The sequence below is a fragment of the Ligilactobacillus sp. JN-6 (Y).1 genome, from assembly GCF_058111525.1.
The window spans coordinates 427,514-449,257 of the sequence record NZ_CM176599.1 but is presented as its reverse complement, the minus strand read 5'-3'; the positions used below and the strand labels follow the sequence as shown (position 1 = coordinate 449,257).

Here is a 21,744-nt window from a genome sequence, read left to right as displayed (position 1 = left end):
ATCCAGACGTTGACTTCAGCGTAGTTAATCCAGGTCAAACAATAAAATTGCCTAAGTAGTAAGTAATAATGAAGCATTAGTATTGATTGGGAAGTTTAATAAACAAATGGAGTAGACAATTAAAGAATGAAAGACGCAATAGTTTACATAAAAGAACAATTTAAATATATTCGGATAGCGGCAAACTTATCCAGATACAGTACAAAGAGTACTTCAATGCAAAACCGTTTCGGTAGGTTATGGGAGATATTAGATCCGTTAGTCCAATTAGCAATTAATTATATTATATTCGGGATCCTGATGCATCGTACCGCTCCAGATGGGTTACCGCCTTTGCCATGGATGTTTATTGGTATGGGGGTATATACTTTTATGCAGCATGTGATCACCACTGGGGCCAAAAGTGTTACCAAGCAGTTTAAATTAACAGCGAAAATGAGATTCCCGGTTAGCATAATGCCGACTTCATCGATGATCGGATTCTTTACAGAACTATTTATCATGGTCGGTGGAGGCCTATTTCTAGCAATGTTTGCAGGATATTATCCTTCGATTTATTGGTTGCAATTTCTATACTACATACCAATGCTGATAATTTTTTCTCTGTCTGTTTCCTTATTATGTTCATCAATTGAAGTTGTTTTTCCGGACTTTAAATTCTTTCTGAATTACATCTTTAGGTTTTTGATGTATGGTTCAGGAGTAATTTTTGATTTAGGCCATTTTAAAGTGATACCACAAGTACTAATTCAAGCTCAGTTGATAAATCCTTTTTATTATTTGATCGAAGGTTTTAGAGACATTGCTTTTGGGCGTGCTTGGATATGGGATAAGGGAATGTTTAATATAAGTTTTTGGCTTATAACACTATTTTTATTAGTGGTAGCTGCAAACTGGCATATGAAAATCCGCGATCGAATTTCGGATTATTTGTAAAAGGGGGATATAAATGGCAAGTATAACAGAATTTTATATTCAAGATGGGAAAATTTTCTTAACCTTAGGGAGAGATTTAAAAGAAAAAAGTAATTTAAATTTAGGAAAATATGATATTAAATATCGTGTTATCTCCTCAAACAAGCTTTTAATTTTACTGAGTGATTTGAAACAAGTTCTTGAAAAAAGTAGTCAAAGTGCTCATATTTTAACTCTGAATGATGATGTACTCAGATATACACGCATTTTGAAGGCTAGGGAAAGCTTTAGATATTTTAAAATTTATGATGATAAGTTTTTGTTTTTTGATAATCAGGGAATTATGGCGACAATTTCAATTTCTGACTCAGATTTAACTCGCTATTTAAATCGATTGAATACCAAAAAAGTAAAAAAAGTTCATGTAGATGATAAAATGATGTCTATCTATGTAGGTGATTCTTGGATATATCAAGTTACGGATATTTTACTATATCAAAACAATAAACGAGTAGAGTTGTCATATTATATCGATGAAAATGAGGCTTCTATACATATAGCATTAGATTCTATTAAAACTTCTGGTGTATATAGATTATGCCTTGATATAAATAACAATGAACGTACAGACTCTTATTTTTTAGATTGCGAAGATGTCGGTAACCAGTCAAGCTATTGGATCGTTAACAACAAAGGGCTTTCTCTAATTAGTAAGGCTTTAGCTATTAATTTCGATAGTAAAGATATAGGTGTGATAAATTATACCTTAGAGAAAAATAAGGTAATGCTGTCCTTACTTTCTGATGAAGTCTTGTTTGAAAAGGTTATTGCGAAGGATCAAAATTCGGGAGAAACTTATGAGTTGAGGTTTGTCCAAGAAGGTAAATTGCTACAAATTGATATAGATGAAATTTTACAGATAAAAAGCGGCAATTATATTGTTCAAGGTGTGTTTTTTGATATTAATTTTACTTTCTACACGTCACAGTCTTTGGGTAAGAAAATTAATTTATCTAATAAGGTGGTTTACTTTTCAAAGGATGGTCTTCTGTCTATATCTGATGATGGCTCTGATAAGGTTTTATATGGAAACTTAAGAAATCAGGATGCTGATTCAATTGAGTGGTACCAACATGTCCTATTAACTAACTCTATTGCGTTAGTGTCAAACTGTACTTCACTAGAAAATAGAACTGTCTCTCGTGATGAGTTGTATAAGTATCCCGACAGCAAGTACGTAAGTAAGAACATTAGAACTAGAAAATTAATTGAAACTATTTTTCAAAATGAACAAGAATATAGTCTTATTTTTAATGAAGATGTAAATATAAAGCACATTAGCTTAGTGCATAAGAAAATAAAAAGTGAAATTTCGCTTCCATTTGTTCAATCCAATAAACGTAAAATTACGATAAAGTTAGACCAGGTTTTTGGTTATTTTGGTGACGTTAGAGCTGATTATGACTTGGTGTTCGATTTTCGAGACAATGATGAACTTAAGCAGTTTGCTGTTGCGGCAAAAGAAATGAAAGGAAAACCTGAGTGGCAAAGATACTATGATGCCGAAATTGTTCCAAATAGGCCTAAGAATAACATAGCGGCACGGTTGTATTTTGATAAAAATGGTAAAATTTGTATGCTTAATCGGGCAATCTTACCTACAGACGAATTTGCTAGAAATCTACCTATAAAACCAAAAATTGATGCAATTACTAAAAAAGGAAATTATTTACAAACCAAAGTATCCTATACTCGAGATAAAATAAAACCTTTTGATAAATATTTGAGTGTTGAGAATGTATATTTGTATAAAACGATAAATCAGAATGAGAAGCTTAACTTAAAAATTGATAACATTATGGAAAGTAGTGTAACAGTGTCAATCTCGTTAATGGATTTAGTAGGCAAAGATCGGCTAGGACATTACGTGATGGTATTGGTGGTCAGATCAATGGGAAAAATATTTCATGTCAAAGTTGTCGAGCCTTCAAAGGAATATGCGAATAAATTACTTGAATCTAGATTTGTGTTTTCTCAAAAAATAAACGGTGTAACACGCGTCGTGCTTCCTAAATTAGGAGGACCAAAAGATTTCACTTTCTTTTTTGATAATTATAAGCCAATAGATTCAAAGAGATCCATATCAATGGAGAATTTAGCCACTAAAAAATACAAATCAGGAAAAGTAAAGGAGATGCAAGATAAATACATTATTTTTGAAAAAGAAGCTAATTATGCGGAAGATAATGGTTTTGCTCTTTTTGAATGGATCCAACAAAATATTCCAAATAATAATTCCTATTATGTAATAAATAAAGATAGTCCTCACATTTCAAAACTAGAAAGCTATAAAGACCATTTATTATATCCTGGTACTTATAATTATTTTAAGCATTTGTTAAGTAGTAAAGCAGTAATTGGTTCTGAAAATCCAATTCATTTATATGACGGGGATCGTGCCAAAATATCACCATTTATGAATAAGGTTATGCTCAAAAAGCAGGTGGTCTTTTTACAGCATGGTGTGACAGCGATGAAAAACATTTCTAAGTTTAAAAATTTTAGGGCTGATTCGAATGTTATTGATTACTTCGTGGCTACTAACCAAGATGAGAAGATGATTATTCATAAAAACTTGGGCTATGATTACTTCAGAATACCTGTGTTAGGTTTTGCGAGATGGGATAAATTTGACTTCAAATTAAAAAAGAGCAATACGATATTGTATGTTCCAACCAATAGACAGTGGCTTGTTAAAGCAACTGACGAAGAATTTATGAATAGTGATTATTATCAAGGAATTTTAAATCTGATTACAAACGAAGAAATGGTGCGAATTTTGCAAGAAAATGATTTGAAACTTCAAGTTTTTGTTCACCCATTAATGCAGAAATTTACAAAGACAATTACGTCGTTGTCTCCTTTGGTGGAAGTTCTGTCAATTGAAAATAATGATTTAGGTGCATTACTACGAACAGCTGACCTTTTAATAACTGATTATTCTTCTGTGGCATGGGATTTCGCTGTTCAACGTAAGCCAGTTATTTTTTATCAATTCGACAGAGAGGAGTATGAAAAAAAGGTTGGTTCATTTATTGATTTAAAGACAATACCAATTGGACATTCTTTTGTAAAGGCTGATAATGTTGTGGGGGATGTAAAGTCTGTATTAAGGAACGATTTTGTTTTAGATCATGAAATTGGACAAAAAGTAGATGAGTTGTTCGGCAGACAAAAAAATGACATTTGTGAGAGAACGTATTATTTTATTCGTAAAATAAGTAAATGAATAGGCGGTTTTTTACAGTGGAGAAAAAAGGTTTTTTTAAAATAGAAAATGATACTTTTTATTTTTTTGGATTAACTAACCTTAATGGTAAAATTTTAATAAGTAACTTTTATGCTAATGAAATTAAACAAGTGAGAGTTAAAGAAAAGGATGGAATTGTTACTCTTAGTATGTTAGATATTCCAGCATTGGATTATGGTAATTATGGATTTTTCTACGAAAACCGTGAACACAAGCAAGTTGAAATTCCAGTGTTAAATATAGAAGATAGGAATATATATAGCACTCACAATTCACTGGATAAATATACTTATTATCAAACAAAAGGTGGCAATTTAGCAATTCGGGTTCGTCCTTTTTCTAGAGAAAAGGAAGTAGAAGTGACTTCTGAACATATAGATCTCTTTAAAAATAACCATATATATTTTCAGCAGAATTTAAAGTATGATAAGTTACCAAAAACTTATAAATTTAATGATGATGTCGAAATTGAGCAATTTAGTCAATTAGTAAAAACTCATGGAAAGCTTTTTTCCATTGGTATGTGTAGTTATGTTAAAGACATAGATCTGCCTATTAACTCGTGTGTGGGGAGATATTGCAGTATTGCTCCTGGAGTAAAAGCGATGGGAGGAGGAAGGCATCCCCAGAATCGTTTTACAACTTCACCAGTGACATTATCTAATCCGTCTGAAAAAGGGATTGCACCAATGTCCATTGACAAAGAATATGATAAAGGCTTTATACCAACGTACTTTAAGCAAAAAAAATTACCGATTATCATAGGAAACGATGTTTGGATCGGCAATAATGTTATTATCAAGCGAGGTATAAAAATTGGCAATGGGGCGATAATAGCGGAAGGAGCGATTGTTACAAAGGATGTACCCCCGTATGCGTTAGTCGCAGGAGCGCCGGCAATAGTAAAGAGATACAGATTTTCAGAACAAGTTATTAATAAACTTCAGGAAATTAAATGGTGGAATTATGCTTATTGGAATTTTGAAGGAATATACGGTGCTGACAAAATAGAAGATTTTATAAGTAAATTTGAAAAGCTAGTTGCTGACGGCAAGTTACTGCCTTATCATCCGAAATGTGTGACAGGAGCAGACATACTACAACGAAAATAGGGGGATTATTATGCCATCTGATAATGAAAAGGTTTTAAAAAAATTGAAGAATGTTGGAAATCCAATGTTTATTGTTCATCTAATAAATAGTACTAATAAGCTTATTTCTAAAAATCAGGCTGAAAAAAAAGCACAGGATATTTCTTCACTTTTCTTTGATATATCCGGCAATTATTATGAATATGATGACAAACAAATAGTAAGTACGGATACGGTGGAAGGTGATAGTGCCTTGATCAGTATGAAGAAGGATACAGTAAAACAGGTTTCCGAGATTATAGGTAGTGACAGTTCTGATCTAAATAAGCTTTTTAAAGATTTACGAAAAGTAAGAAACATTAAAAAATATGAAGAGTTGTACAATGTTCTTGATCAGAATTTCAGAATAAATGTTACTCTTTCGCAACTAATTAGGTTTTTCTTCTAAAGGATACTTATTAACAGAATTTCAACAATATTATTCAAGAGAAAGAAATTTTATTATGGAGAGTACGAAAATGGTGAATTCCAAGCCAAGGGTTTTTAGTATAAAAAATCAAAGTAAGATTATTGAATTAAAAATCAAATATAAAAATGACTGGCTTGATCCTGTTTTATTCATCAAAGCTAGGAAAAATGATGCATATTCAACCCAAATAGCACCTAGCAGTGAAGAAAATGAAGTCTTGACGTTTAAGATTTGTGTTTTTGATTTCTCTCCTTTGGAATTATATTATGATTTTTATCTTAAATATGAAGATGTCGAAAAAAATACTTTTGTAGATAGAATTGTTAGTAAATCTAGGAAACAGCGTTTATTAGTAAATTTGTTTAATTTAAAACGACAAACGACAATATTTGGGGAAAAAGAATATTTGATTACAGAGTATTTCTCCTCCGGGGAATGCTTGTCTGTTCAAGTTAGGGAGTCTGATTTATATGATAGTTTAGTATATCAGCTAAAAGAGTTTCTCGTTTGTCTGTTAGTGCCATTTGTTTATTGGCGTTATAAAGACTCAAAATTAACTTATGAAAAATTTTCTGAATATGCTAGAGATAATTCATTTTATTATTTTAAATATGTACAAGAAAACTATAAGCATAATAAGTTGTTTTATGTAATAAAAAAAGATTCTCCAGATATGGATAGAGCATGGCCGTATCGGAAAAACATCGTTTACTTTATGAGTGTTAAGCATATTCTCTTGATACTGTTGTCTAAATATTTTATTGCTTCTGAATCAAAAGGTCATGCATATGCCTGGAGACATAATCAAAGTATTGCTAGGTATTGTTTAAATCGAAAACCATTTGTTTTTTTACAACATGGAGTTTTAGGATTAAAACAGGTAGATCATACATTTTTTTCTGATAATCGTTTAAATCATGCGGATTTATTTATTACAAGTTCCGAGATTGAAAAACAAATTGTTTTGCATTTTTTGGGTTATCAAGATAAAGACGTTGCAATTACAGGTTTAGCACGTTGGGATAATTTTAACGAGTTACCAAAAGAAAAGAAAATATTTGTAATGCCGACTTGGCGTGTTCAATTAGAGTTTTTGACAGACGAACAATTTCTTCAGAGTGAATTTTATCAGTCATACCGTGACTTTTTACATTCAGCTAAAATCAAATGTCTTTTACACGAAAAGGGCTATACACTTCATTTTATGATGCATCCTAAATTTGTTCGTTATGAAAGATATTTCATATCTGATGATTATAACATTAAAGTTATCTATCAAAGTGACGTGCCAATTGATGTAGAACTCAAAACAAGTAGCCTCGTAATTACGGATTACAGCAGTATTATGTGGGATGCTTTATATTATGGGTCCCCTACCTTATTATTCCAATTTGATCAAAGAGAATACTTAGAGGTTCAGGGAAGCTATTTAGATTTTGACTCAGATTTGAAGAGTATAATTATTAAAGATCCTCAGTCTTTACTGAATAAAATTGTGTTATTTATGAAACGAGAAGAAACGTTTGATTTGTCACGCTTACAACGCAAGTATTTTTCTTACCGGGATAGAAATAATGCTAAAAGGATCAATGAAGCAATTAATAACTGGGAAAATGGGTATAGATTTGTTCCACTGTACAAGAAGTTATTTTCAAAGCTAAAAGGTTGATTGCATTTAGGGGGAAGTATGAAGTTTTTAGGTTATATTAAATTGTATATAGTGAGAAATATTCTCTTTTTGCTCGTACGAGTTTTTGCTTTGTTTGTTAAAGTTGATCCTAATGTTGTTTTATTTTCTTCTTTTGGTGGAAAGGCTTATTCAGACAATCCGCGTTATTTATTTGAGTACATGCGAAACGACGAAAAATTTTCTGATTATCACTTTGTTTGGGCTTTAAAAACCCCCTGCACAATCGATGGAGCTAAAACAGTTAAATTTAACTCAATACAGTACTATTATTGGCTATCTAAAGCTAAATATTGGTTTTTTAATTCTAAAATGGCCCCATACTATCATAAGAAAGCATCTCAAATATATGTACAGACTTGGCATGGAACGCCTTTAAAACGATTGGGACATGATATTCAAGACAGCGGATCCACATATTATCGTAGTCACCAAAGCTATGCCCAGATGATCAAAAGTTATGATAATGACAGGGATCACTGGGATTATTTGGTGTCTCCTAATTCTTTTTCAACTCAGGCTTTCTCAACAGCCTTTGATTTCACTAAAGAACGAATACTTGAATTAGGCTATCCAAGGGTCGATTGTTTAGTAAAACCTGAGGAAAGTACCACTTTATCTTTAAAAAATATGTATGGAATACCGTCTAACAAAAAGGTAATTTTGTATGCCCCCACTTGGCGGGACAATTCTTTTGGACTTAGTGGTTATACTTTTCGACTTCAAGTTGATTTTTATAAATGGCGATCATATCTATCTGATGAATATGTTGTGATATTTAAGCCCCATTACTTAATTGCTAGCCAGTATAAGGTTCCAGAGGATTTATCAGACTTTGTACTCCTTATGGATGCAAATGCTGACATTAACGATGCATATTTGATGAGTGATGTTTTGGTAACAGATTATTCGAGTGTTTTTTTTGATTATGCTGTACTCAAGCGCCCAATTTATTTTTATATGTACGATTTTGAAGAATATAAAAACAAATTGCGTGGATTTTATTTGAATGTGCCGGAAGATCTACCGAACAGTATTGACATGAATGAAGAAGGATTATTGAAAAAAATTAAGCATAACCAGTTTGACTATCAAAGGTTAGCAGCTTTTAATAGAAGGTTTAATATTTGCAATGATGGAAATGCTAGTCGAAAAATTTTAGGGAGGGTATTTGATGAAATTTAAGTCGATCATTTTAACCATAATTTTAGGCTTATTTTATCCCTTTTCTTTACTGTTTAAAGTTCACCGTAATCGTGTGACTTTCATTTCTTTACAGCATGCTAATTTATCTAAAGATTTTAAATTATTATATGATAGACTGGAAAAAGATTCACAGTATGAGATAAAAACTGTCTTATTTAAATTTGAACCAAGTTTTTGGGGAAATTTGAGATATGGTCTTGCCTGTATCCGTCAGCTGTTTTTGATTCAGAGTTCACATTTAATTATTATAGATTACAATAATTTTGTTGTTTCAAGATTTCCTCACAAAAGCGATGTTAAAGTACTTCAAATCTGGCATGCCACTGGAGCTTTAAAACAATTTGGAAATGATGTGGAGAGAGATTATGTCATAAAAAATTACGACTATGCTATTGCAAATTCAGATTTTTTTAAATCAATTTATACTGAAGCTTTTAATCTTCCAAAGAATCGTGTAAAAATAACGGGAATTCCAGATAACGACAAAAATTTTGATAAGGACTATATTACGAAGACAAAGCAAGAACTATTGAAGAAATATCCCTCTCTTGCTGGGAAAACCGTAATTACATATGCTCCGACGTTTCGAGGTAGAATAAGTACAGAATTCAAAGAAGCAAAAATTGATTTAGATGCTATTCATCAGGAACTGGGTGACAAATACATAATTATCTTTAAGGCTCACCCGTTGATCAAACAATCTAAATATGAAGGTAATCCTAATGCACTCTTCATAAAAGACGAGTCTATCTCACCAATTTTCTGCGTGACAGATATACTTGTAACAGATTATTCTGCGATCACAATTGACTGGATGGCATTTGATAAGCCAACAATTGCTTATGTACCTGATATAAAAAAATATTCACACAAACCAGGTTTAACTATTGATTACAATGATGAATTTCCGGGGCAAGTAGTTAAGAATGAAAAAGAACTCGTAAAAGCTATAAGAATAATGATTCACGAGAAGAGTGTAAAAAGCGGCATTTGTTTACAAAAAAGATGTATAACTTTCAAGATGGGAACTCGACTGACCGGGTAGTTGATTTCATTAGTACAATAATGTTTAGTAAATAATCTTAATTCGATTTCAAATGGTGAATATTAAGTTGTCAAATCATTGCTTATGTCCTTATTGATTCGTTAAATTATAATTGGAAAGATTGTTGGAAAAAATAATATGTCATGATTGATCAATTTGGTGATCTTTTTGAAAACGCGGTTTGCTGACCTATGTAAGGCGCGTTTTTGTGTCTCTTAGGTTTGCCATTTGTACTGGAATTTGGGGGTGTTTGAAGGTACAATAAAAAAGGTTGGTATAAACATTATTTACATATGATAAATATATATAATAATATAGCCGGAGTAATTAAAAAGCAGTATTGGTTGGTTAATAGTATAAAGTTTTATGTGTAAAAACAGATAACTCAAAATTTAGGGGAGGGTGATAGTGTTATGGAAGAGGTATTTAGTATCAAAGATATTTTTAATGTTTTAAAGAAACGGTTCTTTACGCTTTTAATTTCTATGGGAGCTGGGCTTGTACTTTCTTTTATCGTAACTTTTTTAATTTTAACACCGAAATACAGTTCTAGAGCGCAGATGATCGTATCATTACCCAGCACAAATGATTCGGACCAAAATGTTAATGATGTTAATTACAACCTACAAATGTTAGATACATATAAGGATATTATTACAGAAGGGGATTCCTTTGCTAGAACTGTTCAAGGACGCTTGGCTTCCAAGTATGACATTCGCATGAAAAGAAAAGATGTTAAGGACAGCTTGAAAGTTGAACAATCCGAAAACTCACAAATGTTTTCTATCGTTGCAACTGGGGACTCACCCACCATAGCTAAAAACATTGCGAATACTTCCGCAAGAGTTTTTCAAGGTACGGTAAAAAAAGTTTTGCCGAGTGTTGATAAAATAACGATAGTTTCAGGCGCTACTGAAAACGTAGATCCTGTTTCCCCTAATAAAAAGTTGAATCTACTCATTGGACTATTGCTAGGGCTTGTCGTTGGAATAATCATAGCTTTTGTGAGAGAGATATTTGATAGAACGGTTAAGTCTGATCGTTATATTACTGACAATTTAGGGATCACTGTTTTGGGAACGATCCCTGTTATTTCTCAAAAAGAATTGGATTCAACTACGCGACAGGTAGCGGGAAATCTCGGAAGAACTGAGCGTTATTCGGGACACAAGCGGCATCCGCGAGTTTAAGAAGAGGTGAATTATTTTGAAAACTACAAAACAAAAAAATAAACCGAGTGGCCCAGTAAGTTTGATCACCTTGGTTGACCCAAGCTCAACGATTGCCGAGCGTTTCCGGACAATTCGGACAAATATCCAATTTGCATCTTCAGTCGATCACGTAATTAAGAGCATTGTGATCACTTCTTCAGGACCTAGTGAAGGAAAGTCCATGACGGCCGCTAATTTAGCTGTAGTGTTTGCTAAGTCTGGCAAAAAAACATTGCTGGTCGATGCAGATTTAAGAAAGCCAACAGTTTATAAGACTTTCCAGTTAAATAATGATAAGGGACTGAGTACCGTGTTAAGTAGCGGTGCGCCAGTTTCTGCTATGGTACAAACAATTGGTGAAGATAATTTGGATATTTTAACTAGTGGTCCCAAGGCCCCTGATCCAGCTGAACTTTTAGGATCTGAAAAGATGAATCAAGTTATTCAAGAAACGAGTTCGGGATATGACATAGTTATTTTCGATATGCCACCTGTTGTGACAGTAACTGACGCCCAAGTGATCGCTTCTAAGGTAGACGGAACACTGTTGATCGTGAGAGAAAACTATACTAGGAAAGATTCATTACGAAATGCAACTGAATTATTGAAGATGGTTAATGCTCGTTTATTAGGAGTAATTTACAACGGAAACGAGCAAAGTGCCAATGAGGGTTATTATTATAATGATTGAGTTGGCCCTTAGTATTTAATTTATCGTGCTAATGATTTTGTACTTGGTTATTGGAAGGGGGGGAACTGATGGCTAAAGAAAATAGTTTGCTGAAAGTTGATTCAGCAACTCAAGGAAGTGACTTACGGATTTTTACTTTTTTCGTGATTTGTATGTCTTTATTGTTAAACCAAGCCAATGTCATTTTTAACGTTAATTTGTCGTTTTCAGATTTCTTTTTGTTACTGGTAGTGATCATACTAATTTTAAAAAATAGTTTTTATGTTCCAGTAAAATTTGGGCTGTTTTTTATGGTTTTGTCGTTTGTTTCGGTCTTTACAGCAATATTTTGGATACCTGCCAGGTTTTCTCTTGTCCCGTCAACTGGTGGTGCGGTCCTGACCGAGTATGTTAAGTTAATTGCTCTTTTCTTGTACTGTATTGTTGGTTTTAATTTAGCGCGTGCTAATGATCTTGGCCCCGTTTTGAAGTGGTTTTCTATCGGAAGCCTAGTAATGGCGATAATTTCTGTCGGATATACATTGTTGCCTTCTCTACCCTTGCGACATGTATTATTTTATGCAGATACAAGATACCGCGGTTTAATGAATGATCCAAATTATTTTTGTGTGATCCAGGCTGCTGCAATCGTTTATTTTGTTTCAAATAAAAAAATGAGGTTTTCAGTCCGTTGGTTGAGCGTTGTTTTATTATCATTTTCTATTTTGCTGAGCGGCTCAAAGACAGGGATGATCGTTTTATTATCGTTGGCATTTTTAAAAATACTGAATGAATTGTTTTTTAGAAAGCATAATTTGAAACAAATAATAGGACTCTTTATCCTAACAGCAGTATTTACAGTGTGTTTTGTGGCAGTATTAGAGAACTTTCGGTTATTTCTTGATCGTTTGTCGCAAATTATTCCTGAATTTCAGCGTGTCCAAGTTTTGTTTACAGATTTTAATGGTTCCTTTCAAACAGCTGGTTCTACTAGAGGTTTGGCTTGGGGTGCTGCTTTTAAGTTGATCAAAATGTCTCCCTTCCTAGGAACAGGGTTGGGGACATATAGCTCATTGGCTGATTCATTGTTTAACACGGAAGTGATCGCACATAATACATACTTACAATTGTTTGCCGAGTGGGGCAGTGTTTTGGCACTCGTGTTTTTCTGTTACCTGTTTTACTTGATACTAACTACCTTAATAGACAAAAGAGTAAAAAGCCCTGAAAGTGTAATATGTCGGAACATGATGATCCCATTTATTATTGGTTCTTTGTCGCTTTCGTTAAATAATGCTCGTCTCTTGTGGATATTGTTAGGTGCTTTGGCCTTTTATGTGACTCGCGTAGGAAAAAGTCGAGAAAATATTACTAGGGAAAAATGAATTGGATGAGGAAATAGAGTAATTTTTAATTTGTTGTGAATTATTGAACGCTATTAAATCAAAATAGTTTTAAAGAATGGTGTAGATGGATGGCAAAAAGAATTTTACTAGTGGGATCGATGGCTTCGATGATTGCAAATTTCAACAGGCGAAACATTATGCTCTTGCGAGACTTGGGGTACGAAGTTCATGTTGCGGCAAATTTCGGGCAAGAAGATCCGATCAGTGTTGAAAAAAGACAAAAATTTATCTCTTTTTTGAAAGAAAATGATGTCACCTTTTATCATTTACCGTTTCCTAGGGGCAGAGGTAAACTTAGGACGAACTTCTTGATTATTAGAAAGTTGAATAAACTGGTTAAAAAAGAAAAGTATAATATGATCCATACTAATTCGCCACTCGCTAGTGCGCTTATTCGAGTGGTGGCAAGAAAAAATAGTGTTCCCGTGCTGTATACAGTTCATGGTTTTCAATTCTTTTCTGGGTCTAATCTGAAAGACTGGTTGATCTACTATCCAATTGAACGTTTTTTGGCGCACTGGACAACAGCTTTGATCACTATTAATCAGGAAGATTATCAACGAGCCAAAAAAATGCATTATCGCAAGGTGTATTTGATCCCCGGTGTAGGGGTAGATGTTAATAAAGAAAAACCAGTTGCTGTTAAGTGCGATTTAGATCCCTTACTTGATAATAGGACTGTCCTTACGTCAGTCGGGGAACTGAATGAAAATAAAAATCATCTCTTAGTATTAAAAGCTATCGCTGCTTGTAAAAATAAAGAAAAATTAGTCTACTTGATTTGTGGAATAGGTGATAGACAAGAAGAATATCAAGAGTTTATTCGAATTAATCATTTGGAAAAGAATGTATATTTACTTGGATATCGGACGGATGTTGCTGAAATTTTGTCTAAGACGGATGTTTTTGTTTTTCCTTCGTTTCGTGAGGGACTGTCGGTTGCGGTCATGGAGGCGATGGCGGCTGGAAAGCCTGTGTTTGCATCTGAAATTAGGGGAAACGTTGATTTGGTAAAGGAAGGCAAGGGTGGGTGTCTTTTTGATCCCAACGACCTCGCTAGTTTGGTGCAACTGTTAGATCAGCTGCCATTTGCTGCTGCTAAAACGACAAGTATGCAAGAATATAATCGTAAAAAGATCCAAGGGTTTAGTAATGAGATCGTGGACCATAAGATGATTCAAATCTATCGTGAGCTACTGGAATAATTTAGTGAAATATAAGGGAGGTATTAAAGTGAAAACACCTAAAGTATCAGTTATCATGGCGGAGTATAACACTCCTCCAAATTATCTTAAAAGAGCTATCAGTAGTATTTTACAACAGAGTTATCAAGACTTTGAGTTTGTTATTATCGATGACCGCGGGGAAACTGGTGTTTCTCAGTTTGTTCGAACCTTTCACGATCAACGGATCATTGTTTTAAAGAATGAAAAAAATATGGGTTTGGTTTATTCGTTAAACCGGGCAATTGAAAGTGCCAGAGGGAAATATTTGGTTCGTATGGATACGGATGATTATTCAATGCCTGAACGGATCTCTAAGTTGGTAAGTTTTATCGAAAACCATCCACAGTATTCAGTTGTTGGTAGTAAGGCAATTGAGTTTTCTGGAGAGAAGATTATGGGCAGCGTAGGCTCAGCCGGTGAAAAAACCAAAATAAATATTGTTAGCGGTGATTCACCTGTACATGCCTCGGTAATTATGAAAAAAGAAGATATTCAGGCTGTGGGTGGGTATCCTAACTATCAACGCGCTGAAGATCTTGCTTTATGGTGTGAATTGGTCCTTAGAGAATACCGGATTTTTGTAATCGATGAAGATTTATACCAGTATCATGTTGCCCCTTCCGATTATGACAAAAGGAAACTGTCTAAACGTAAAGGGGAGATCCAGGCTCGGTTGTATTACAACAAAAAATTGAAAGCAGGACTAAAGGGGTACCTTAGAGTTTTAAAGTCCATAGCTTCTGCGTCTTTACCAGTTGCTTTTGTTAAGTTGTATCGCAGATGGTTTGTGTTAAAGGACAGTTAGATGAGCAATTCTTAACGGAACAAAAATTGTCGATGGATAAAGATAAGGTCCGCACGAGAGATATTCAGGAAAATTAATATGAAAAACATTATCAAGAATTTCTTTTATCAAACAATTTTTCAAATAACGAGGATAATTATCCCGATCATCACGGTACCGATAATTTCTAATGCACTGGGACCAGGAGGAGTCGGCTTATATAACTACACTTTTTCAGTTGCTCAGTATTTTGTACTATTAGCCGGATTGGGGATAACGTTATACGGAAACCGCGAAATTGCACTGGCCTGGACGAAAAAGAAGGATTTTTCGCAAACTTTTTGTGAAATATTTACTTTTAAGGCACTATGCAGTATTTCCTTTCTAGTAATTTACTTTTTACTGGTCATGTTTTTCTTTGATCACAAAATTTATTATTTTGCCCAGTCACTAACTATTATTGCTGTTTTTTTTGATATTTCCTGGTTCTTCATGGGAATTGAAGATTTTAAGAAGACCAGCCTTAGCAACCTTGTTGTCCAGGTCCTGACCTTTGTATTGATCATCATTTTCATTAAAGATAAAAATGATACTTTGTTGTATACGTTGATCCAAACAGTTAGTATGTTAATGTCACAGCTTGCTGTGTGGCCTTTTATAAAAAAATACATTACATTTAAGCCTGTTTCTGTCATGAAGAGTCTGAGACATTTTAAGGGATCAGTAACTTACTTTATCCCACAAGTTGCGATTTTGCTGTATACGAACCTGAACAAAACACTCTTGGGGCTGTTGGTCGGAAGTACGGCAGTTGGTTACTATACTAATTCGATGCAGCTCAATGATGTTTTCGTGACTATTATTACGACTCTGGACGTGGTTTTGTTACCTCATATGAGCAGCTTGTTTGCTAAAGATAAGACTAATAGGATCGTTGAAGTGATGGATGCCACGATCCATATCCAACTGTTCTTTTCTATTCCACTTATGTTTGGAATGTTGACTGTCTACGATAAATTGGTACCGTGGTTTTTTGGAAATAAATTTTTATTTATTGAGCAAGTCATACCATTCTTAACGATTTTGCTGGTAATTAAGCCATTAGGGATTTCCATAGCAAGACAATATTTAATGCCTATCGGTAGAGTCGGACAGTATAATGTTTCCGTTATTATTGGGGCGGTCATAAATATTATCGGCAATATGATCTTATTGCCATTTCTCGGTTTTTGGGGAGTTATTATTTCAGTCTTGCTGGCGGAATTCTTTGTGACATTTGTCAGAACATTTGCTTTTATCAGAAAAACTGAGTTTAAATTCAATCTGAAACAAATCAGTATCTACTTCTTAGCGGGGATAGTGATGTGTTTACTTACTAGATATCTGACTAGAGAGATGAATGCATCTATCATTACGAATATACTTCAGGCACTGATTGCGGTGGTGATTTATATGGGGATTACTGTTGTGATGAAAGCCAATCCAATATTTGAAGTTATAAAAGGCAGATATAGTAAATAAGTTTGTCAAAGTAGATTCATTGACAGTAGTTTTAAAACGATATGAAGAAAAATTTAATTGTGAATATATAGAGTTGGTTTACGTGAGGGGGATGTACCAATGGATAAGTACTTAGTTACAGGGGGAGCAGGTTTTATTGGATCAAATATAGTAGAGCAGTTAGACGCTTCGCATCAACAGATCGTTATAGTTGATGATCTATCGATGGGAAAGTTAGATAATATTTCTACTTATTTAAAAGAAAGAGTCAGATTTTATAATAAATCGATCACTGACTTCCAATTTATGCAGGAACTGTTAAAAAAAGAAAAATTTGACTACATAATTCTGCTAGGAGCAATAGCTAGTGTTACAGACTCTATTAACCGTCCCTTTGAATCGCACCAAATCAATTGCGAGGCGAATTTAAATATTTTGGAAACGATCAAAAAATACAGTTTACCGCTAAAAAAATTGTTATTTGCTTCATCTGCAGCTGTGTACGGAAATGAGCAAGAATTGCCTAAAAAAGAAAATTCCCTAATTGACCCATTAACTCCATATGCTATCGATAAGTATACTAGTGAGAGGTATACGCTTAGTTACGGCAAACTGTATGGAATTCCTACGGTAGCGACTCGTTTTTTCAACGTCTATGGTCCTAGACAAAATCCGTCTTCGCCATATTCTGGAGTGCTGTCTATCATCTACCATCGTTTGAAAAATGATCTCCAATTTACAGTTTTTGGAGATGGCAGCCAAACTCGCGATTTTATTTATGTAAAAGATGTGGTTAGGGCTGTTTTGTTGTTATTACACGATGAAAATGTATTCTGTGATGTTTATAATGTTGCGACTGGGAACCAAACTACGTTAAATCAAGATATACAAGCATTCGAAGAAGTAATGGGCAAAAAATTGCTGGTTGAGTATCATCCTACACGTACTGGTGATATTAAGGACTCTTACGCGGATATTTCTAAATTAAAAGCATTAGGCTTTCAACCAAAATATAATATTGAAGAAGGTTTGTACCGATATGTCGATGCTGAAGATTAACTAAGAGAAATTTTTGGGGGGATGTTTGAAGTGCATGAAGATCATACTAATGATGTGGTCAGCAACAAGGCTTATTTTCAACACGATTTAGCATTGAGAGTCGTTAAGGTTACAAATTTGCTGATCATGACGTGTGTTTTTGCTCTTACCTGGCAATGGTTTTATGCAGATAAAATTGTGGATCCTTTTTATAATGTGGGTAATTGGGTAATGTTTGGCCTTTTTATGATCATGTATTTCTTTTATGGTCGTACATATGATGCTTTTGTTGTCTCTTTGTCATCTGTTTCAGAGAAAGTGTATAGTCAGATCCTCTCTTGTCTTTTTACAGACGTTGTGATGTTTGTGGTAATAGGAATTTTGACGAGACATTTTCCAGTCATTTGGCCGATGATCATTTGTATACTTGTTCAGGCAATTTGCTCGTATTTATGGAGCACGGCCTCACATAAATGGTACTTTAGACGTTATCCTGCACGACAAACTATTGCTGTTTATTCTAGGAAAGTTAATTTGAAACAGCTGCTGGATAAATATGGTTTAGAGAATAAGTTTAATGTTCAAAAAATTGTTCAAGTTGGTGACTGCTTAGCAAATGATTTATCAGAGTTAAGTAAATATGAGGTTGTCTTTTTGGTAAATATTCAAAGTCCCCAGAAAGATCAGCTTGTTAAGTATTGTATAGCTCATAACATAAATCTTTATATTCTTCCTGACATTGGTGATGTGATCATGAGTGGGGCACAGAGAATGCATATATTGCATTTACCAGTCCTTCAGCTGAGTAGATACAGGCCAACTCCCGAATTTGTCTTCGTAAAAAGGGCATTCGATATTATCTCTGCAGGAACATTGTTGATTTTACTTTCGCCAATTTTCTTGTTAGTGGCACTTGCCATTAAAATTACGGATCATGGGCCGGTTTTTTATAGGCAGGTACGCTTAACGAAAAATGGTTGCAGTTTCAATATCCTTAAATTTCGTTCCATGCGGGTTGATGCTGAAGAAGATGGGGTCGCTAGGTTAAGTACAGGTGATGGTGATAAACGTGTGACACCTGTTGGCAAATTTATTCGTAAAGTACGCTTTGATGAGATTCCGCAACTACTTAACATTATAAAAGGGGATATGAGTGTAGTAGGACCAAGACCGGAACGTCCGGAAATTGCCGAGCAATATGAAAGAGAACTACCTGAGTTTCATTTAAGATTACAGGCTAAGGCGGGCTTAACCGGTTACGCCCAAGTTTATGGTCAATATAATACTACGCCATACAATAAATTAGAGATGGACTTGATGTATATCTCTAATCCCAGTGTTTTCGAAGACTTAAAGATAATCTTTGCCACCGTTAAGATTTTGTTTAAAGCAGATAGTACGGAGGGTGTTGAGCCTGATAAGGTAACTGCTGAGGATCAAAGACTATAACTACAGATTTTGCCAAGTCGCGGACCAGCAAACTAGTTATGATATAATTGAGCTGTTTATATCAAAGAAGAAGGCAAAATGGACAATAGGTTGAAAATGGAATCTTGATTATAAAAAATAATACGAGGAGGGAAGATAATATGTCAGACATCACCGTCGTAGGATCAAATATGATAGACATGCAAGTTTTTATAAAAAGAATGCCACTGGATGGCGAAACGGTTGAAGCTCCTGATTTTTCATTAGGTTATGGCGGAAAAGGTTCGAACCAAGCCGTAGCTGCATCTAAGTTGGGTTCTTCTGTCAAGCTCATCACTGTTGTGGGAAACGATGATTTTGGAAAACAACAGATCGAAAATTATCAAAAAAATGGTATAGATACAGATTGTGTTAGCGTAGGTAGTAAGATCAGTGGAGTAGCTCCGATTTTTGTTAAAGAAGATGGGGAAAATAGTATAATCATCGTTAAGGGTGCAAATAACGAACTAACACCGGAAAAGAGCAGAGAATACGAACAAGTTATCGCTGATTCTAAACTGATCGTTCTACAACAAGAGATCCCGTTAGAAACTAATAATGAAGTCATTAAAATGGATAATAAAAATCATGTTCCTGTTCTGCTAAACCCTGCTCCTGCTAGCGATGATGTGACTTTAAAAAATAATAGTAAAGTACAGTTTTATACTCCCAACGAAACTGAATTGGCAAAGATCAGTGGATTGCCGACTGACAGCATTGATGCAATAAAAATTGCAGCCAAGAAAGTTGTTGATGCTGGTGTCGATAATGTTATTGTAACTATGGGAGAAAAAGGTGTATTGTTTGTTAATGAGCACGAAGCAAAGATCATCCCGGGGAACAAAGTAGCCGTGGTTGATACTACAGGTGCTGGGGATGCATTTATAGGTTCTTTTGCGCATTACTATGCTTCTGGTGAAAGTATTACCGCTGCTTTAAAACACGCAAACATTTATGCTTCTTTGACGATAAAAAAGCGCGGGACACAAAAATCTTACTTAACTTCAGATGAGGTCAAAGACGTTTTAAAAGGAACACTGGATAAATAATTTAAAGAGAAAGAGGAATTATAATGGCTTTAAAATGGCAAGAACTAGCAAAGTATATGGATCATACAATGCTTCAAGCAGATGCAACAAAAGAGGATATCTTAAAAGCGGTTCAGGAAGCTAAAACCTACCAAACCGCCTCGGTCTGTGTAAATAGTTATTGGGCTGACTTAGTTCATGAAGAACTGCAAGGGACAGATATAAAGACTGTTTGTGTAGTAGGTTTTCCCTTAGGAGCAATGAGTACCGCAGCTAAAGTTTTCGAAGCCCAGGATGCTATCGCTAATGGAGCGGATGAAATAGATATGGTCATTAATATTGGCGAACTCAAGCAAAACCACAAAGATGCAGTTTTGAAAGACATCAGTGATGTTGCTAAGGCTGTTCATCAAAAAGGCAAAGTTTTAAAAGTCATCATAGAAAATGCTTTGCTAACAAATGATGAGAAGAAAAATGCCGTTCTTTTGACCATCGATGCTCAAGCTGATTTCGTCAAAACTTCCACTGGTTTCTCAACCTCAGGCGCTAAAGTCGAGGATGTTAAACTTATGAGATCTGTTGGCGGTGATAAGATCAAAATAAAAGCAGCCGGAGGTATCCACTCTTTGAAAGACGCCCAAGACTTGATCGCAGCTGGTGCTGATAGGTTAGGCGTTTCTGGGAGTGTTGGAATTTTAGAGGAAGCAAAAAACAATAAGTAACTGATCATGAATGCAGGAAGTCAAATATCATTGGCTTCCTGCATTTTATATCAACATATTTACGATGCATGGTGCCGGTTCACAATAACGCTATTTTGACCGAAAGCAAAAAGTCTAGATCGTGTGCGTGGCCCAGAGAGGGCGCTGCTTGCCCATTAACCTTTTCGATTCCTGAATTTACTAGGTGTGACTTTATTGGCGTACCGAAATGTTTTAATAAAATACGAAACATCACTAAAGCCGGTCTGCATGGCAATTTCTTGGATCTGTAAAGCAGGGGAAGAAACCAATAATTCCTTCGCCTTACGCAAGCGAAAATCCGTTAAATACTGCTGTGGTGTTAATCCAAAATGTTTCTTAAACACTTTATTGATATATGAAGTTGAAAAGTTAGTTATTTTTTCCAAATCCCTGTTAGTAATTTTTGTCGCGTAGTTAGTTTTAATGTAATCGATCATTGGGGCGATCACTTCAGCATTTGAGAGATCATCACTAACTTTTCCACTTTTATTATCCAATAACAATAAAAAATGATAGGTCAAAGCCGACTGCTCTAGAGTTGAGATATAATCATCCGCCAAAAATGAGAGAAAGTTTTCTTGTACAAAATAACGTACTAGCTCAGGCGCATTTTTCAGATAAACATAATTATTCGACAAAATGTAGTGGACGATTTCATCTGCCATGGATCCACCAAAGGTCAGAAAAGCAGTCTCCCAGTTGTCATTTACGGGATAATACCGGTGGGCCATACCTGGCGGCAATAAAAAACCTGCTCCTGCCGGAAGTTTAAAAGTCTCATATCCCACTTCTATGAGGCCTGCTCCTTTTTCTGTCTGGATCCAATGATAATAAGGGTACCCGTCTGGTCTATCTATCTCAGGCTGTGGCCAATTATACCCAATAGTTTCGGTTGATAAAGGTAATTCTGGGTTAAAACGAGTTACGATACGCATAAAAAATCCTTCT

General features: G+C 34.6%; 17 protein-coding genes and 1 pseudogene. 17 read left to right on the top strand and 1 reads right to left on the bottom strand.

Annotated features, from left to right (window positions below):
- Window positions 1-126 precede the first annotated feature (126 nt).
- The 17 genes and pseudogenes from AC3XNE_RS02180 to deoC all read left to right on the top strand — a co-directional run bounded on the left by AC3XNE_RS02180 (window position 127) and on the right by deoC (window position 20,775).
- On the top strand, window positions 127-936 hold the full coding sequence (locus AC3XNE_RS02180; protein WP_489832621.1) for an ABC transporter permease: 810 nt from the start codon (window positions 127-129) through the stop codon (window positions 934-936).
- Between the two features lie 13 nt (window positions 937-949).
- On the top strand, window positions 950-4,204 hold the full coding sequence (locus AC3XNE_RS02175) for a CDP-glycerol glycerophosphotransferase family protein (protein ID WP_489832620.1): 3,255 nt from the start codon (window positions 950-952) through the stop codon (window positions 4,202-4,204).
- 17 nt (window positions 4,205-4,221) lie between these two features.
- Window positions 4,222-5,337: a CatB-related O-acetyltransferase gene (locus AC3XNE_RS02170; protein WP_489832619.1), complete on the top strand. Its 1,116-nt coding sequence runs from the start codon at window positions 4,222-4,224 to the stop codon at window positions 5,335-5,337.
- Between the two features lie 10 nt (window positions 5,338-5,347).
- Entirely contained in the window at window positions 5,348-5,764 is a 417-nt protein-coding gene (locus tag AC3XNE_RS02165; RefSeq protein WP_489832618.1) for a hypothetical protein, read from the top strand.
- A 70-nt stretch (window positions 5,765-5,834) separates the two neighbouring features.
- Window positions 5,835-7,454, top strand: coding sequence for a CDP-glycerol glycerophosphotransferase family protein (locus AC3XNE_RS02160; RefSeq protein ID WP_489832617.1), 1,620 nt, complete (start codon window positions 5,835-5,837; stop codon window positions 7,452-7,454).
- A gap of 18 nt (window positions 7,455-7,472) precedes the next feature.
- Window positions 7,473-8,657, top strand: a complete 1,185-nt coding sequence (locus tag AC3XNE_RS02155; RefSeq protein ID WP_489832616.1) for a CDP-glycerol glycerophosphotransferase family protein — start codon at window positions 7,473-7,475, stop codon at window positions 8,655-8,657.
- Window positions 8,647-9,758 (top strand): annotated as a pseudogene (locus tag AC3XNE_RS02150) (CDP-glycerol glycerophosphotransferase family protein). The gene AC3XNE_RS02155 and the pseudogene AC3XNE_RS02150 overlap by 11 nt, the downstream one beginning before the upstream one ends.
- A gap of 378 nt (window positions 9,759-10,136) precedes the next feature.
- Window positions 10,137-10,913: a YveK family protein gene (locus AC3XNE_RS02145; protein ID WP_489832615.1), complete on the top strand. Its 777-nt coding sequence runs from the start codon at window positions 10,137-10,139 to the stop codon at window positions 10,911-10,913.
- 13 nt (window positions 10,914-10,926) lie between these two features.
- The gene (locus AC3XNE_RS02140) at window positions 10,927-11,625 is read left to right on the top strand and encodes a CpsD/CapB family tyrosine-protein kinase (protein WP_489833357.1); all 699 of its coding nucleotides are present in this window, start codon (window positions 10,927-10,929) and stop codon (window positions 11,623-11,625) included.
- A 68-nt stretch (window positions 11,626-11,693) separates the two neighbouring features.
- Complete coding sequence (locus tag AC3XNE_RS02135; RefSeq protein ID WP_489832614.1) at window positions 11,694-12,989, top strand: O-antigen ligase family protein; 1,296 nt, start codon at window positions 11,694-11,696, stop codon at window positions 12,987-12,989.
- A gap of 89 nt (window positions 12,990-13,078) precedes the next feature.
- Entirely contained in the window at window positions 13,079-14,215 is a 1,137-nt protein-coding gene (locus AC3XNE_RS02130) for a glycosyltransferase family 4 protein (protein WP_489832613.1), read from the top strand.
- A gap of 28 nt (window positions 14,216-14,243) precedes the next feature.
- Window positions 14,244-15,041 carry a glycosyltransferase family 2 protein gene (locus AC3XNE_RS02125; RefSeq protein WP_489832612.1) on the top strand — a complete coding sequence of 266 codons (798 nt, stop codon included), beginning with the start codon at window positions 14,244-14,246 and terminating at the stop codon, window positions 15,039-15,041.
- 78 nt (window positions 15,042-15,119) lie between these two features.
- Entirely contained in the window at window positions 15,120-16,541 is a 1,422-nt protein-coding gene (locus AC3XNE_RS02120; RefSeq protein ID WP_489832611.1) for an oligosaccharide flippase family protein, read from the top strand.
- A 99-nt stretch (window positions 16,542-16,640) separates the two neighbouring features.
- Window positions 16,641-17,579: a GDP-mannose 4,6-dehydratase gene (locus tag AC3XNE_RS02115; RefSeq protein ID WP_489832610.1), complete on the top strand. Its 939-nt coding sequence runs from the start codon at window positions 16,641-16,643 to the stop codon at window positions 17,577-17,579.
- A 30-nt stretch (window positions 17,580-17,609) separates the two neighbouring features.
- Complete coding sequence (locus AC3XNE_RS02110; RefSeq protein WP_489832609.1) at window positions 17,610-19,007, top strand: sugar transferase; 1,398 nt, start codon at window positions 17,610-17,612, stop codon at window positions 19,005-19,007.
- Between the two features lie 140 nt (window positions 19,008-19,147).
- Window positions 19,148-20,074, top strand: a complete 927-nt coding sequence (gene rbsK / locus AC3XNE_RS02105) for a ribokinase (RefSeq protein ID WP_489832608.1) — start codon at window positions 19,148-19,150, stop codon at window positions 20,072-20,074.
- A gap of 23 nt (window positions 20,075-20,097) precedes the next feature.
- Window positions 20,098-20,775 (top strand): deoxyribose-phosphate aldolase, encoded by a 678-nt coding sequence (deoC, locus tag AC3XNE_RS02100; protein ID WP_489832607.1) that lies wholly within the window; start codon window positions 20,098-20,100, stop codon window positions 20,773-20,775.
- Window positions 20,776-20,930: 155 nt separating this feature from the next.
- Here deoC and AC3XNE_RS02095 read toward each other — a convergent pair whose 3' ends face one another.
- A complete protein-coding gene (locus tag AC3XNE_RS02095; protein WP_489832606.1) occupies window positions 20,931-21,731 on the bottom strand; it encodes a helix-turn-helix domain-containing protein in 801 nt (266 codons plus the stop codon).
- Window positions 21,732-21,744: the final 13 nt, after the last annotated feature.

Bases quoted from the DNA above. Each gene is read 5' to 3' on its own strand.
- AC3XNE_RS02160 (WP_489832617.1), top strand. From the start codon at position 5,835: ATGGTGAATTCCAAGCCAAGGGTTTTTAGTATAAAAAATCAAAGTAAG.
- AC3XNE_RS02180 (WP_489832621.1), top strand. From the start codon at position 127: ATGAAAGACGCAATAGTTTACATAAAAGAACAATTTAAATATATTCGG.
- rbsK (WP_489832608.1), top strand. From the start codon at position 19,148: ATGTCAGACATCACCGTCGTAGGATCAAATATGATAGACATGCAAGTT.
- AC3XNE_RS02095 (WP_489832606.1), bottom strand. From the start codon at position 21,731: ATGCGTATCGTAACTCGTTTTAACCCAGAATTACCTTTATCAACCGAA.
- AC3XNE_RS02120 (WP_489832611.1), top strand. From the start codon at position 15,120: ATGAAAAACATTATCAAGAATTTCTTTTATCAAACAATTTTTCAAATA.
- AC3XNE_RS02165 (WP_489832618.1), top strand. From the start codon at position 5,348: ATGCCATCTGATAATGAAAAGGTTTTAAAAAAATTGAAGAATGTTGGA.
- AC3XNE_RS02130 (WP_489832613.1), top strand. From the start codon at position 13,079: ATGGCAAAAAGAATTTTACTAGTGGGATCGATGGCTTCGATGATTGCA.
- AC3XNE_RS02135 (WP_489832614.1), top strand. From the start codon at position 11,694: ATGGCTAAAGAAAATAGTTTGCTGAAAGTTGATTCAGCAACTCAAGGA.
- deoC (WP_489832607.1), top strand. From the start codon at position 20,098: ATGGCTTTAAAATGGCAAGAACTAGCAAAGTATATGGATCATACAATG.
- AC3XNE_RS02155 (WP_489832616.1), top strand. From the start codon at position 7,473: ATGAAGTTTTTAGGTTATATTAAATTGTATATAGTGAGAAATATTCTC.
- AC3XNE_RS02115 (WP_489832610.1), top strand. From the start codon at position 16,641: ATGGATAAGTACTTAGTTACAGGGGGAGCAGGTTTTATTGGATCAAAT.
- AC3XNE_RS02145 (WP_489832615.1), top strand. From the start codon at position 10,137: ATGGAAGAGGTATTTAGTATCAAAGATATTTTTAATGTTTTAAAGAAA.
- AC3XNE_RS02175 (WP_489832620.1), top strand. From the start codon at position 950: ATGGCAAGTATAACAGAATTTTATATTCAAGATGGGAAAATTTTCTTA.